The sequence below is a fragment of the Paraglaciecola sp. genome (assembly GCF_039964565.1).
In the GTDB taxonomy this organism is placed as follows: Bacteria; Pseudomonadota; Gammaproteobacteria; order Enterobacterales; family Alteromonadaceae; genus Paraglaciecola.
In genome coordinates, this window is record NZ_JBDVXF010000016.1 from 1 (window position 1) to 15,266 (window position 15,266).

Annotated in this window: 13 protein-coding genes; 8 read left to right on the forward strand and 5 right to left on the reverse strand. The window is 43.4% G+C overall.

Annotation, left to right across the window (positions count from 1 at the left end):
• The 4 genes from ABJK37_RS07595 to ABJK37_RS07610 form a co-directional block, all read right to left on the reverse strand.
• The coding region (locus ABJK37_RS07595; protein WP_348351702.1) for a DUF3718 domain-containing protein at nt 1–275 on the reverse strand (275 nt) is incomplete at its 3' end.
• 605 nt (nt 276–880) lie between these two features.
• Entirely contained in the window at nt 881–1,033 is a 153-nt protein-coding gene (locus ABJK37_RS07600) for a transposase (RefSeq protein ID WP_348351704.1), read from the reverse strand.
• 189 nt (nt 1,034–1,222) lie between these two features.
• Nucleotides 1,223–2,929 carry a long-chain-fatty-acid--CoA ligase gene (locus ABJK37_RS07605; protein ID WP_348351706.1) on the reverse strand — a complete coding sequence of 569 codons (1,707 nt, stop codon included), beginning with the start codon at nt 2,927–2,929 and terminating at the stop codon, nt 1,223–1,225.
• Between the two features lie 150 nt (nt 2,930–3,079).
• Nucleotides 3,080–3,646 (reverse strand): cytochrome b/b6 domain-containing protein, encoded by a 567-nt coding sequence (locus tag ABJK37_RS07610; protein WP_348351708.1) that lies wholly within the window; start codon nt 3,644–3,646, stop codon nt 3,080–3,082.
• 524 nt (nt 3,647–4,170) lie between these two features.
• Between ABJK37_RS07610 and ABJK37_RS07615 the strand changes: the two genes are divergently transcribed.
• The 8 genes from ABJK37_RS07615 to ABJK37_RS07650 all read left to right on the forward strand — a co-directional run bounded on the left by ABJK37_RS07615 (nt 4,171) and on the right by ABJK37_RS07650 (nt 14,036).
• Complete coding sequence (locus ABJK37_RS07615; RefSeq protein ID WP_348351709.1) at nt 4,171–5,841, forward strand: CocE/NonD family hydrolase; 1,671 nt, start codon at nt 4,171–4,173, stop codon at nt 5,839–5,841.
• Nucleotides 5,842–6,178: 337 nt separating this feature from the next.
• Nucleotides 6,179–7,408, forward strand: coding sequence for a VOC family protein (locus tag ABJK37_RS07620; protein ID WP_348351711.1), 1,230 nt, complete (start codon nt 6,179–6,181; stop codon nt 7,406–7,408).
• Nucleotides 7,409–7,456: 48 nt separating this feature from the next.
• On the forward strand, nt 7,457–8,323 hold the full coding sequence (locus ABJK37_RS07625) for a glutathione S-transferase family protein (protein ID WP_348351713.1): 867 nt from the start codon (nt 7,457–7,459) through the stop codon (nt 8,321–8,323).
• A gap of 104 nt (nt 8,324–8,427) precedes the next feature.
• On the forward strand, nt 8,428–9,426 hold the full coding sequence (locus tag ABJK37_RS07630) for a fumarylacetoacetate hydrolase family protein (RefSeq protein WP_348351715.1): 999 nt from the start codon (nt 8,428–8,430) through the stop codon (nt 9,424–9,426).
• 6 nt (nt 9,427–9,432) lie between these two features.
• Entirely contained in the window at nt 9,433–9,984 is a 552-nt protein-coding gene (locus tag ABJK37_RS07635) for a hypothetical protein (protein WP_348351717.1), read from the forward strand.
• A gap of 45 nt (nt 9,985–10,029) precedes the next feature.
• Nucleotides 10,030–10,500 (forward strand): nuclear transport factor 2 family protein, encoded by a 471-nt coding sequence (locus ABJK37_RS07640; RefSeq protein ID WP_348351719.1) that lies wholly within the window; start codon nt 10,030–10,032, stop codon nt 10,498–10,500.
• A gap of 338 nt (nt 10,501–10,838) precedes the next feature.
• Nucleotides 10,839–13,025: a TonB-dependent receptor gene (locus ABJK37_RS07645; protein ID WP_348351721.1), complete on the forward strand. Its 2,187-nt coding sequence runs from the start codon at nt 10,839–10,841 to the stop codon at nt 13,023–13,025.
• Nucleotides 13,026–13,169: 144 nt separating this feature from the next.
• Nucleotides 13,170–14,036 carry an alpha/beta hydrolase gene (locus tag ABJK37_RS07650; RefSeq protein ID WP_348351723.1) on the forward strand — a complete coding sequence of 289 codons (867 nt, stop codon included), beginning with the start codon at nt 13,170–13,172 and terminating at the stop codon, nt 14,034–14,036.
• Between the two features lie 172 nt (nt 14,037–14,208).
• On the opposite strand, the gene ABJK37_RS07655 is transcribed toward ABJK37_RS07650, so the two are convergent.
• Entirely contained in the window at nt 14,209–15,240 is a 1,032-nt protein-coding gene (locus tag ABJK37_RS07655; RefSeq protein ID WP_348351725.1) for a TetR family transcriptional regulator, read from the reverse strand.
• Between the last annotated feature and the right edge of the window lie 26 nt (nt 15,241–15,266).

Consider the following 15,266-nt stretch of genomic DNA (forward strand, 5'->3'; position numbering starts at 1 on the left):
TTGACCATCAAGGTACCTGTTTCTACTGCATTGTTTAGCATAGCGGTACGAATAAGGCTGTTACCGCCACAAGACACACCAGTGTAGTAATCTTTAAGTTTTAATCTGAAATCAGACTGAACACGTTTCATTTTTTTACGTAGTTCACCTTTGTCATCGGCTTTAACGATAGTGCAGATATTTTGTAATGCTTCGCCAACATCAGCTTGTGCGTTGCCCGCAGAGAATAAAGAGATAGTAGCGATAGCGATAGAAGTTTTAACTATTTTCAACATGGTTAAGTTCCTCGAGTGTAGTTTGTTATGCAGCTGTTGCTGCGTGTCGATGGAGTCATTAAAAACCATTTGAATGGCTTAAAAAATCTGTGAGGTGATACTTAGGTATGAGAAGTTATACCAATTCATCTTATCAATTAGTCACTCAGAGAACACCAGCGACTTTCAATCGAGGCGTAGTCCTGTAGGAATGGCTACCCCCTTTCAAAGGACTAGAACGAAGAGTGAAAGTCGCTGGTGTTCTCCCTTTGGGCGAGGTTTAAAAGCACCTACTCTGCGTTGCTCGAACTTACAATAGAATAACTATTGCTTCATTCGAGCGCCTTGATTAGGTGCTTTTAAATCTCGCTGAGCGATCAATTGTTAGGATGGATTGGTATCATTCCTAGCCAGTAATTTTTTAATGCTAAGACAATAATTGAGCATGTCAGCTATTTCAAAGACTTATCGATTTATCTGGGATATTTATTTTGACGGTTTTTTCGAAAGCGATATAGGCTAATTAGGAGGGGATTAACGACTTAAAACGCGGAGCTTCGTCTCAATAACCTTCATTGAAGGCTGTGTCTGAGTTTTTCTATATTGTGAACGAAACAATACATTTGTCATTGGGCATTCACTTTATCTTTTCCTCGCAATGTCAGTTTATTCATACCTTTATTGACCATGATATGACCAAACATCGGCTCAATCATGCCTAATTGTTTGCTGTACTGTCTTCGACCAATACTGCTGTCTATCTTAACGTGTAATTCCAATCTGCAATGATAACTGCTCACTCAGCGAGTTATCATTACAGATTGGAATTATAATTTAATCCACCTGCGGCTGAATGTAGCCGCAGGTGTAAAGGTGATAGATAAGGTGTTCCATCTACAAAATGTCAACACTTAACTGGAACATAGCCTAAAGATTATGTAAAACAGTCTCATAAAAATGCTGATAAATTACACTTTTTCAGACTCGTCTTGCTGGGCTTGTAAGGTTTTCCACATTACCTTGCCCGTAGCGCCTTTTGGTAAGGATCCGACAAATTCAATTTCTTTTGGCACTTTGTAGACTGCCATGTTGTCTCGCGACCACGCGATAATATTGTCGGCTGTGGTTTGCCCCTTGTCTGTCGCTTTAAGTACGACAACTGCTTTTGCCGTTTGACCACGATAAGGATCGCTTTTGGCAATCACACACACTTCGTGAATAGCCGGATGCCTGTGTAATAAGTTCTCCACTTCTGCTGGCCAAATTTTAAAGCCGCTGGCATTAATCATCCGTTTAAGCCGATCGGCAATATAAAAATACCCATTCGCATCAACACGGCCAAGGTCGCCACTTCTAAACCACTTATGTCCATTCAGTTGGATGAACGCTTTATCCGTTTCTTTAGGATTGTGCCAATAACCCAGAAATACTTGGGGGCCTCTAATGAGTATTTCCCCAACGTCATCGATTGCGGCTTCCAATTGAGTATCAATATCTAGGATACATGCTTGAGTATTAATAACAGGGATCCCAAGGCATTGAAATCGTGGCGCATTGCTGGGATTGGCGTGACTCGGTGCTGCAGTTTCGGTCAAACCATAGGCTTCAATATAATCAAGGCCAAACTGAGTTTTAAGCCGTTCAGCTACGGCTTCAGGCATGGCAGCACCGCCTCCACCAATGTACCTAAGACTGCTGAGATCGAATTTATCTAGCTCAGGTTCGGCGAGTAGATCAACCACCATGGTCGGAATGTTTGTCCAATGGCTGATATTTTGGCTAGCGATTGCTTGAGCTACAACACGCCTATCCCAACGAGGCATTAGTACTGCTTTTGCCCCGGCATAAACGGCTGACAAAAAACAACCAATAAGGCCGGTAACGTGAAACATGGGCGTCACGACTAAAGACGCATCGCCTTTACGCATATCCTGCCATAAATTAGGCTGGATCGTATTTGCCATAACAGTACGATGAGAATGCATGCAGGCCTTTGGATTACCCGTAGTGCCACTGGTATACATTAATAAAGCAAGATCATCTGGGTTGATGGCAAGCTCATCCGGCAACTGCTTCTTATCGATGAGAGATGACCAGTCATGTACACTGCCATTAGGTAGCGCTGGCAGCTCGTGCTTTGCACACAACCAATCCCGCCAAACGCTGGGTACTTGCTCAGGCTTAGGCAGGGCATCCGCTGTTGAAAATGCGATCAAATGTTCGAGTTGATGTTCACTATCAAGTTGTTTGTTTGCAAGCCCTAGCTCAGGGGCAATCTCAGCTGCTGAAATGGCATATTTTGCACCCGAATTGCTGATACTAAATGCCAGTTCAGCGGCTTTGTTCATCGGGTTGATTGTGACAACGACCGCACCACATCGAAACGCGGCATGAAGCCCAATAGCAAACTGCGGACAATTTTGTGCAAACAATAACACTCTATCGCCAGTTTTAAGTCCAAGATTTTGCATAGCGCCCGCAAGCCAGAGGGCTTGTTGCTCAAACTCCTTCCAAGTATAAGTATGCCCGACAAATTCCATCCCAATCTCATCAGGATCAGAAGCCGCTCTATTATGCAAATTGTCCCATAATGTATGGTTGGGAATATCAATGTCGTGGGGAACGCCCGGGGGCCAAACTTGATAATGTACTGGGGCGCTTTGTGTTGTCGTCATAATGTTCTCAGCTAAGTTCTTTCTAATTTTTGCTAACTAATGTTGTTAACTCTGATCCCAAAGCCAAACTTCGCAAGTCAAAGACATTGCTAGAATGGCGTTTTTTCATATCTGAAGCTCTTTGAATGTTCTTACCTTTGAATGCTATTCCTAGGATTTTTCTGAGGTCCATAACTTCAACATTTTGATTAACAGACGGTCTTTTAATACAAAATGATGGTAAAGCGCGCCGACCACGTGTACCACGATAAACGCTATCATCACCCAGGTCATAATTTCGTGGAATATTCTTACGGCGACAAATTGCTCATCAGTCAATCGGCCTAGCGTTATGTCAAAATTGTAATAAACAAGAATAGGATCCGTGGCCTGCATGGCCGTAAGCACACCAGTTGCAAGCAAGGCTGCCATCGAGAAGTAAAGGCCAACATGAACAAATTTTGCCATTGTTAGCTGCCACTGTTTTAAACCCGTTTCAGGAATAGCCGGGGCGCCTGATTTGAAACGAAAATAAAATCGCAGAATCAATAAAATAATTAAGGTAACGCCAAGTGTGGCGTGATCGGTTCGCGACTCAATTCTCTCGGCCAGCTCCATCTCGCCTCCATATTTATTTGCAACAAACATGTCCATTATGATGAAAAACGCCATAAGAAAGTGAATGATTTTCTGCGCCACTCGATAGTCTTGCGGATTTTGCTTTGCTACTGTGCTCATTCTTACCACCTATTTTTATTCTCAATAATTTTTATCAAACGGAAGCTTTCTATACCCAGAGCACCTCAAAGTGACGCATTCATGGAGAGTTCAAAGCGATTTAGGTATACATCACGTCTTGCTCGCCGGTGACGTTAATTTCTACGCAAGCTCTACTCAAACTCTATTTGTTTAGAAAAAGTTGCTACAACTCACTTGACTTGAAACGGAGAGTATCACATTGTATTTAACATTCAAGAGCATTCTTGTTCGATGGTGTCAGTAATTTATTGAGGCAGAATTATAGAATGATAACTCTAAATTGTTATAAAACTGTTAAAAATCATAGGTTTATTTTTTATATATGATGAAAGTAGTTAGGGTGAGTTAAACCTCTATTTAAATAACCCCCTCTGAAACAAAGATGACTGTATTTACGAGACTATATTACGGTAAATATTTATTCGAATAACGACGATATCATCACGCTGCTCAGCAGTAGGTAAATCGGCGGGAATATGTAACACACTAAAAGGTAAGCACTTATGACTAAAGAAAAGTCGGCACTGTATTGGATCCAAGGTTTTTCACCTGAAGCAGTAGGATATCCCGGCCTGAATCCGCGCACCGAAACGGAAAATGGCATCACCATCGACTACGATGTAGCTGTGCCGATGCGTGACGGTATCAATATACGTATTAATATCTATCGCCCCGAGAAAGAGGGTCGTTATCCGGTAATAATTGCCTGGGGACCTTATGGTAAACATGGCTTTGTTAAGTACGACATGTTGCCAGGTTGTGGACAACCACAAACAGACCTGTCTAAACATTGCGGCTTTGAAGCCCCCGATCCCGCTTATTATTGCGCCCATGATTACATCATCATTTATGCTGATCCCCGTGGAAGTTGGGGCTCACAAGGTGACCTTTCTTTTTACTCCCAGCAAGAAGCAGAAGACTTTTATGACTTAATAGAATGGTCAGCGGTGCAACCTTGGAGCACAGGTAAAGTCGGCACGTCTGGCGTTTCCTATCTATCGTGGAGCCAATGGCGAGTTGCCTCGCTAAACCCGCCTCATTTGGCTGCCATTAACCCTTGGGAAGGCGTTAGCGATTTCTATCGCGAGATGCACTTTCACGGTGGTATAGAAGAGACCGAAGCATTTTCATTTAAGCATTTAGGGCCATTTTGGGGGCAATCTCACAACAACATAGAAGACCTAGGGGCTCTGGTTAAAGAAAACCCCTTGTGGAATGAAAAATGGGCCGCGAAAAATAGCGACCTTGCAAACATCACTGTGCCAGCTTATGTAGCCGCTAGCTGGTCAGACACCGGCTTACATTTGCGAGGATCCCTTGAGGGCTTTAAACAAATTGCCTCTAAGGATAAATGGCTTCGCGTTCACGGGCGTATGAAATGGCCTGAATTCCACCAGCAAATAGATTCACAACGACAGTTTTTCGATAAGTTTTTAAAGGGCATTGATAGCGAAGTAGATTATTGGCCAAAAGTTAATTTGGAGGTGCGTGAACGTTATTTTGTTGGGAACTACCGGGGCGAAAACGAGTGGCCATTGGCTCGCACACAATATACCCCGCTATATTTGAATACTGCCGACGGCACAATGCAGGATTTCCCTATCGCGATATCCTCACAGGCACGCTACAACGCAGACAATCAAGATGACAAATCTCAGAACATTAGCTTCGTCTATGAATTTAAGCAAGAGACTGAAATCACCGGCCACATGAAGCTAAGAGTCTGGGTTCAAGCAGACGGCAATGATGATATGGACGTATTTGTCGCGGTCGAAAAAATTAATAGAAGCGGTGATATCGTTCACTTTCCTTTCTTTACATCACATGACGATGGCCCCGTAGCACTGGGGTGGTTGCGTGCTTCTCATCGCGAGCAGGATGAAGAGAAATCAAGGGACTATCAGCCCATCTATAAACATGAGCGTCAAATAAAATTGCAGCCTGGCGAACGAGTCCCCTTAGATATTGAAATTCTGCCGAGTTGCACACTATTTCAAGCGGGCGAAAAGCTGCAAATCACCTTGCAAGGTAGCGATATCTATTACTACGATCCGCCGCCGATGGGTGGCATGCCTCTTGGACACAAAAACCTGATCAATAAGGGTGAGCATGTGATTCATACAGGCGGCGAGCATGACTCTTACCTCTTGGTGCCGATTATTCCAAAAGCCTAAGTGCATGGGTAAATGCAATAGCTAGGTGCTGAATAAGGAAAACAAGCAACTAGCTATGCTCAACACTACAACACAGGCCTTCTGGTACTGAATAATGGGTGTATTGGGTAAAAACAAGTAAATTTTTTGTTACCCCAACACTATCACTACTTTCTGAGATAAAACGTCTAAGACAAAAAGTTACGGTAATTAACTTGACTTAAAACAGAGAATACCACATGATATTTAACAATCACGAGCATGATTACACACAATTGTCAGCTTACCTTAAAAACCATGCTGATAAGGTTTTAGATAGAAATAAATACTTTCAAAAATATTAATTCGGTATTCATATATGACAAATAAGAAAACAAGCAACGAAAGCTACAACGTTGGCGGCGTGTCCTTTCCACAACCCTTTAAAATTCGTCGATTAGGTCATGTGGGCTTTCATATGGAGGGCATTGATGCAGGTAAAGAATTTTATTGCGATGTATTGGGTTTCCGCACCAGTGATGAATTGGACTTTAGTAATTTTCCAGATCCTGATGTACAGGCTAACGTTAAAAGACTGATCCCGGATCCCAGAGCTATCTTTGCCAGCCACAACACCGATCATCACACTTTTGTCATTACGCCTAAAGGTGTTATGGAAGCGTTTAATATTCCTAACCCAGACGAAATTCGCTTAAATCAAATTGCATGGCAAGTGGGTTCGATTGAAGAAATTACCCAAGCGGTGGAGTTTTTTAATGCCAAGGGGGTCAAGGTTGATCGTGTAGGTCGAGACTTTCCTGGTAGTAACTGGCATGTCTATTTTCAAGACCCCGATCAAAATGCAGTTGAACTATTTTATGGTATCGAGCAAGTCGGCTGGAACGGCACCGCTAAACCAATGGCAATGTATGGCTTAGATGAACCCGCTCAACTGCCCATGCCAGGAGAGCTCGCTGAGATTAAAGATGCCCTAGACAAGGGAGTTGATATTCACAGTGGTAACCGACAATCAGCATTTCTACCCGCTACGTATGATGTGGGTGGGGTGTTACAGCCAAGGCCATTCCGAATAACCAATATGGGCCCAGTGGTACTTTTCTGTCGAGATATGAAAGCCTCTGAAGCGTTTTATAAAGAACTTCTTGGTTTTGTAGAATGTGAATCTGTCACCTACTCTGGCCATCGCTGCATCTTCTTACGCAATAGTAACGAACACCATAGTTTGGCTCTATTTCCAGTAGAACTACGGGAAGAATTAGGACTACATTCAGGCTCACTGTGTGCCAGTGTGGGCATGCAAGTTGGCAGCTACCAACAGCTTCGCAGCGCAGTGACGTTCTTCCAAGAAAAAGGCTCCAAAATTATTGATTTTCCTCAAGAGCTTCATCCCGGGATCGACTACGCCGTTCATTTACTTGATCCAGAAGGTAATTGCATACAGCTTTATTATCACATGGAGCAAGTTGGCTGGGATGGTAAACCTCGACCTCCTGAACTACGCAGAAAAGTAAGTAAAGACTGGCCTGAGACAATCGACGCCTTATCCGATACCTATGCGGGTCAGCCCTTTAACGGGCCCATTGGCTAATACCTGTTATTTACGCCAGCGTAAAATAATAATTATGGAGAAAGCACTATGCCTCAATTACTCGATATAGATATTCAAACAAAGGAAGTGTTGGACTGGAAAGGCGTACATCTAATGCACATGATGATGTCTTCTTGCTCTCAAAAAACACGGATCTTCCTTAATCTTAAGGGTGTACCTTGGGAATCTCACGACATAAAAGATATTCCTGGCGGTAACTGGGGTGAATGGTTTTTAGGTATTAACCCTAGAGGCCTTGTGCCTGTCTTAATTCATGATGGCGCGGTTCATATTGAGAGCAATGACATTCTCCTTTACCTTGATAAAAATTTTTCCGGTCCTGCACTTATCCCCTCAGGGAAAGAAATAGAGCTTGAGCATCTACTAAAACAAGAAGATGATCTTCATCTCGATTTGCGAGCACTTTCTATCCGCTACATGTTTGGAGTGGAGATGGCACTTCGAGATGACGAGCGTCTTAAGGCTTATCGAGATACAGGCAGCGGAACAGTCCAAGGTAAAGCAGATAACGATAAATTAGCTCAAATCGAATTTTGGCAAACCCTGCGTAAAGACGGCATTACTGATGACAGAGTGAAACTTGCGGTCAATAATTTCCGACAGGTTTTTGAGAGATTCGAGGAAACGCTAAGTGAGCAACCCTATCTCTTAGGCTCTGACATTACACTAATCGATATTGCTTGGTACATCTACACCAACCGTCTCAATATTGTGGGCTACCCCTTTGCCAAACTTCATCCCAATGTTGATGCATGGTTTCACAAACTCAATGCGCGAAAAGACTTCGCAAAAGAATGTATAACGCCACCTTTTATTCAGCCCCACGTAGAGGCGCTCAAAACGAAAAACGAAGCCGACGGCACGACCTTAAGTTTGGTCGCTGGAATTGAATAAACCCAACACATAACGAAATAAAAAACGTTTGATTCGCAAATTCGAGGAAAGCCTACGACTTAAAAGTAGCCTCGCCTAAAAAACGAAGAAACATAGGAGAGAACATGAAAATTGTTGTATTTGGAGATGAACGAAGAGTAGGTCTACAACAAGATGGCAGAATTATCGATATCAACAAAGCAGTGGGTCAATACTTAGCAGATAAGCGCGGCGTTAAACGTGCAATAGAACAAGCAGCAGAGCAAGCACCTTGTAACTTGGCCCACTTCATTGAAGCAGGTGATGTGGCACTCGATCTTACAGAAGAAGCCGCAGCCTATATTAAAGGTAACGATGACCCAGCAATCAACTACTTAGAAAATCAAGTTGTACTGCATGCCCCTTGGGCGCGACGTCGTATTGCGTGTGCAGGGGTAAACTTTGCCAAGCACGTTCGCGACGGCTATGAAAACTTCGTGGGCATCGTTAAAACCCTTGAAGAAGTCGAAAAAGGCATTCGCAGCAAACCGCCGATGGGTTTCTTTAAAGTACCCTTCCATGTTCAAGGTCCAGATGAAGATGTCGTTTATCCAGGGCGTACCAAAGTGTTTGACTACGAAGTTGAATCGGCGCTCATTTTTGGCAAACGCGGGGCAGATATTAAAGCCGCAGAGTTACCAAGATATATTTGGGGTGTAACCATGTTAAATGACTGGAGTACCCGTGAAATGGGCCCCGAAGGGGAAGGCCCGGTTAGTTTCAATCTGGCCAAAAACTTTGACAGTTGCTGCTCTATGGGACCCTGTATTGTTGTTCGCGAAGGCCTTGACCCGGCCAATATCGATCTAAAACTGACAGTAAATGGCGAGACACGCCAGAACTTTAATAGCGGTGAAATGGAATACAGTTTTGGCGAGTATGTCGAACACCTTTCTAAAGATTTCAGCTTCGTGCCCGGTGATGTGCTCTCCGGGGGTACGCAATGTGGCACCGCCGCTGATTCAAGTGTACGCAAGGATGGTAAACTGGTATTGGATAACTTTTTACGTGTTGGCGATGTTGTTGAAATCAGCTCGCCACAAATTGGCACAATGCGCAATCGCGTTGTGGCGAAACAGGCGTAAACCCCGATGCCACGCATCTCACCTTTTAATTTAGACGATCTGCCTGAATCGGCTCGGTCTATTATTGGCGGCCTACCGCCAATCCACGTCTTTGAGACCATGGGCCACCTTGGAGAAACCTTTACGATCTGGGTGCAATTAATTATTGCGCTGAATAGAAAAAATCAGATTACCGAGCGACATTTAGAAATGACGATTTTACACGCCGCCAATCAAGAAAAAGGAACTTACGAATGGGGGCAACATAAACCATTAAGTGTAAAAATTGGTATTACTAAAGAGCAAAGAGATGGCATCCGTAACCATGATTATACCTTGCCCTTATGGAGCAACGAGGATCAAGCCCTACTTAATTATCTTCAACAAGTCGTTGAGAAAACCAAGGCAGATGATGCTTGCTGGAAAACATTACGGGAGTATTTCTCCGAAGCTCAAGTGCTTGAACTGAGCTTACTGCACGGCACCTATAGAACCTTATCCGCTATTAATGTTAATGCAGAAACCCCCATGGATGAGCCTGCGGCTGAGCAGTCTTATCAAATATTAGAGGGCTCTTGATGAACAGTCGGGCCCTATTCAATGCTAAAGAAAGAGAATCATTATATGTCTGATCTTGAATCACGTGTCACTCAACTCGAAGTGGGTTTGCGAGCAGCAGAAGATCGCGCAAAAATTATTGAATTAACCAGTCTTTACGCCCGCAACGTAATACACGGTGATAGCGAGTCCCTAGTTATGCTGTTTACCGAAGACGGTATACTTGAGGCTTTAAACCCGCCAAATTCCGGTCTTGACACCTCCGAAGCGCGAGGTCATGCCGGGCTTCGAGAAATGTACAAAAAGTCTCAAGGTTTAGGCCTACTGCCCTGTGTGCATAATCACATTGTAGAACTAAACGGGGATACAGCACGTTGTTTTTGCTCCTTGGAGGTACGCTTTGTGCAAAATGGCGAGCCATTTATAGGCTCGGGTTACTACGAAGATGAGTTGGTTCGACAGGGGGCTGAATGGCGATTTAAGCTAAGACGCGTAGTGATGCACCATTGGGCAGCTCACCGTGAAGGCTGGAGCTAGGGTTATTGCTGTTATGTATAAGTGTGCACAAAATATTGTTCCCGTGAAAAGTATTTCGAGCATTTATTTGGCGACGTTACATATTGAACGAGCTAATCCATGCATCTCTTTTTTTCGAAAATGTTAGATTGAAATTTAAACGATTTATGGGCTTGACTTGCCGTTATGTGTAGCTCATGATAACTGACACTTTCGAGTAAAATTAATCACAATCGTCAAATTGCTTTACACCATTTAGCTCATAGTTTACTGCTGGTTTAAGGCATGTGCGCAACGCTGAAGCGCTATATTAATTAACTTCAGCAGTAAATAATAAATAATAAATGAGGTTGTAAGCCATGAACATAAAGACCTATTTTTCTGTCGCTGCATGTACCCTGCCAATGGCAATGTCGGTCAGTGCTCAAGAAGTAGAAAGCCCTGATAGTCCAGATAACGCAGAGTTTGAAACAATTATTGTCACCGCTCAACGTCGTGATCAGGCTTTACAAGATGTACCGTTGGCGATCTCTGCCTTCAATAAAGGTAGCATTGAAAGGGGGGATCTCGACTCAGTGGGTAAGCTTGAAGGTCAGGTTCCGGGGCTAGTGGTTAGTACGACCAATACGCGATCCAATATCTCTATTCGCGGGATAGGAAGTGGACTGGCAACGGCTGCGGCTGAGTCTGGCGTCCCTGTGAATGTCGATGGTGTTTATATGACTAGAACGACGTTACAGGGCACCGTTTTTGCCGATCTCCAGCAAATTGAAGTGTTACGTGGTCCTCAAGGTACGCTGTATGGTCGAAATGCGACCGGGGGAACCATCAATATTTGGACAAAACAACCAGATGATGAATTAAGTGGCGAGGTCTCCACGCTGCAAGGTAATGCTGGCCGTAAACGAGTACGTGGCGTGTTTTCAACTCCAATAAGCGAAACATTAAGTGCTCGCTTTGGGCTAGAGTTTGATGAAAATGATGGTCATGTTAAAAATATTACTTTAGATGAGATGGCAGACCCTGAAGAACATAAATCTGCACGAGCTGTGTTTAATTGGATGGCCACAGACGAGCTGGATGTTGTGTTCCGCGTTAACGTTTCTGAGGATGAAGTCGGAGCAATGTTTAATCAATATTTAAGCACGCAAGGCGCAATAGTTAACCCAATTTCGGACATCGCACCCAACCCCCCGTTTCTTCCTGCCGGTTATACCGCTGGACAAAGCTCCGATGACAAGCTAAACATTCGCAATGACCAACGCTCGCGGCTTTCGTTTGAAGATAAAGTGTTCAGTTTAACTGCCAGCTATGACATGGATTGGGCTGTATTAAAGTCTGTTACAGCCTACCAAGAGCATGTTACGCTGGGGATTTCGGACAATGATGGCACCTCAGGGGCTTATGCTACTCAGTCAGTAGATGATGATTCTGAAGCGTGGACACAGGAATTTACCTTATCGGGTGATGATGACAATCTAGATTGGGTTGTTGGCACTTGGTACTTGGACGATACGCTTGAGGCGAAGCAAGAAATAACGCTTATTGGTTTTTTCCCAGATTTGGGGCCTGCGCAAGCTGCTCCAGTGTTCAATTATAATCAAGAGACAGAGTCTTTAGCTGTTTTCGGTCAAGCCACTTACCATGTTAGTGACAGCCTGCGTTTAACCGCTGGACTACGCTACACCGATGAAGAAAAAACGGTTTATCAGACTGTGGCAGGTTTTGGTGCGCCTGCGGAGGGTACCGATAATCTTAGTTATACCGAGGTATCACCAAAAGCCAGTATAGACTACAACCTTAATGACGATATGATGATTTATGCATCGGTGAGTAAAGGTTTCAAAGCAGGCGGTGTCAATGTCAATCAAATCGGTCAAATTTATGATCCTGAAACCCTTTTATCCTACGAAACAGGCCTAAAAAGCGACTGGCTAGAAGGACATTTTCAAGCGAATGTCAATGCCTATTACTATGACTTTGAAGGGTTTCAGGCGAATTCAATCGTTGGGATATCATCGGTCACCACCAATGCTGCTGATGCTGAAGTGACAGGACTAGAGTTTGAATTTAGGCTTATACCAATGGATGGTCTTACCTTAAAGACCAATGTGGCTTGGGCTGATTCAGAATTTGGTGAATACTTCGCACCTAATACCTTTGGCCCTACTGGTGTCACTAACCTTGAAGGAAATCGATTACCATCCCAAGCGGAATACTCGGGCAATATTTCTGCTTTGTATGAATTATCTGTTGGCGATGGGCTGGTCACGCTAAGTTTCGATCATGCTTTCTCAAGTTCGTACTATTTGGATATTGATAACTCAGACTATGCTGAGCAGGGATCGTATGGCAAAACCAATATTCGGGCCAGTTACTTGTTTGAAGCAGGTTCGTTAGAAGGCTTAGAGCTTAGTTTATTCGCCAACAACCTTGAAGACGACTTACAACTGACAAAGGTAAAGGCCGGTAATATTTTGGCTGGCGTCATGGCCGAGTATAGCGATCCACGTACCTTTGGTGCTGAACTACGCTATAGATTCTAGTCTATAGCAATCCCACACTTCTAGTATTTGACTACTTGCCCTATCTTACAATTTGTGAGGTCGGGCATTTTTATGGCTTAACACGATAGCGCGTTTATCGACGTTAGTGCTTAGTGAAAATTGTTATGTAATTTTGGAGGCATTATGAAACGTTATTTACTCTTAGTATTGTGTGTTTTATGTATTTTTAACGCAGTCGGCAGTAAGGGCAATGTAATAAAACACGACCTTGCACTCTCTTATGATGCAGAAACCATTGCCTATAGTGTATATGGCTCTGGAGACACGACATTAGTATTCATACACGGTTGGAGTAGTGATAGCCGTTATTGGATGAAGCAATTAGCACCATTCGGCAAAGATTATAAAATTATTACCATTGATTTAGCCGGACACGGTAATTCATCCTCGAACAGAAAAGACTACACAATTAACTCTTTTGCAAAAGATATACGAGCTGTTATAGAAAGAGAAGATCTCAATAACGTTATCTTAATTGGCCACTCTATGGGCGGCTCGATTGTAGCTACCGCTGTTCAATACATACCTAATCGAGTGAAAGGCATTATTGGCATTGATACCTTCCATGATGTGTCATCTAAACGGCCACAGAAAGCCATCGACGCTTTATTAACACCATTTTCAGCTAATTATAAAAAAACGATGGGGGTATTTGTTGCGAGACTATTTTCGGAAAAAACCAATGAAGGTCTTAAACGATGGATTAGTCATGATATGACTTCTGCGCCTAAATCGGTTGCAGTCAGTGCCATTAGTCATTTTATGCAGCAATTTATCACGGGTGACTCCGCATCAGTATTTAAAGATATCACTATTCCTGTCATATCAATTAATGCTAAACAACGGCCCACGAATGAAACTGGAAATAAAGAAACAATTAAAAATTATCGACTGGTGTATATAGCGGAAACAGGTCACTTTCCTATGTTAGAAAAACCTCAGGAATTTAATATGCTCCTTGATAAAGCTATTCACGATATAGAAAAATAAAAGCGATGGCCCCTTTTACATAGTAAAACAGGCGCCCTGTTTTGCTGCGCCTTTTTTACTTTGTACAGTAGACTGAAAATGTTAGATCTTATACCAATCCGTATTGATAACTCTCGCCGATTGAGCGGTTATCATTACGGATTGGTATTAAAACTCAAAAACAGTTAAGTACTTAAATCGCTTTTAAACCAATGCGCGTTATTTCGGCAATTTCTCTTGGTGCTTTTGAAATATCTTCTTCGCTGAAAGTATCTATCCATATACGCAACCATTCGTGTGTGCCGGGCCGCATACTTAAAATTGACCGTGAATTTAAATTGCGAATAGATCCTTCTGCTTGACCTTGTTCGTAAATCCCTAAATAGGTATTAATAAGGCGAGCGGTAGTAATGCTGATTTCGTCTTTTACTTCATCCGGTACCACTTCAAAACCGGCTAGTGGTTCAAGTGGTGCAATATCCGTTCGCAAGGTAGCTTCTGCATTTGCGTAAGCGGTGGCTGCAACCATATTAATTTTCGGGCCATCAATGGCTGTTAACCGTTGAGCAATTTGTTCATAGAGTTTGAACGAACGGCGGTAACATTCTCCTACCAGCGTCGGCTTATCACCTACATTGTGATAAATAACTTTGCGAGTCACACCAAGTTGATCTGCAATTTCATCGAGTGAGGTACTGTCGATACCCTTCAAATTAAATAGCCATGAGGCTTTTGCCAATATGGCTTCTCGCCGCGCAGACGCAAGCACATCGGTATCGAAAATTTTCACAGCTGGGATCATCAAAGGCAAGGGCGCTAATATGTCGTAATTGGCCGGTGCCTCACGATCAGCGGCCACACCGACTCGAATGATCGTTTTGAGAGCATGGATCAAGTCATATTTACTCACCAGACCAAGGGTCGGCCAGCGACTCGCCATAGGTAGCCACTCAACCATACCGATGGTCGCTGCGGCAGCCACATTAGGAACACATGGGCGTAGCTCTCCAGATTCAATTCCATTAGACAAAATATCGGCAATCCGATCGCGCAGCGTGACAAACATTTCTTTTACAACTGTCTGCCACTCTGGTTTAAGGTAGGCAACATCGCTCAATGCCGCAATTTCTGGAATATCGGAGAGCAATAACCTATCGGTAAAAGAAAAAATCGTTTCTAGTGCGCCCAGATTTTCACTCTCGGCCTGATCTAAGCAACTCGACATGAGCTCGCAAGAACGTATATAACACT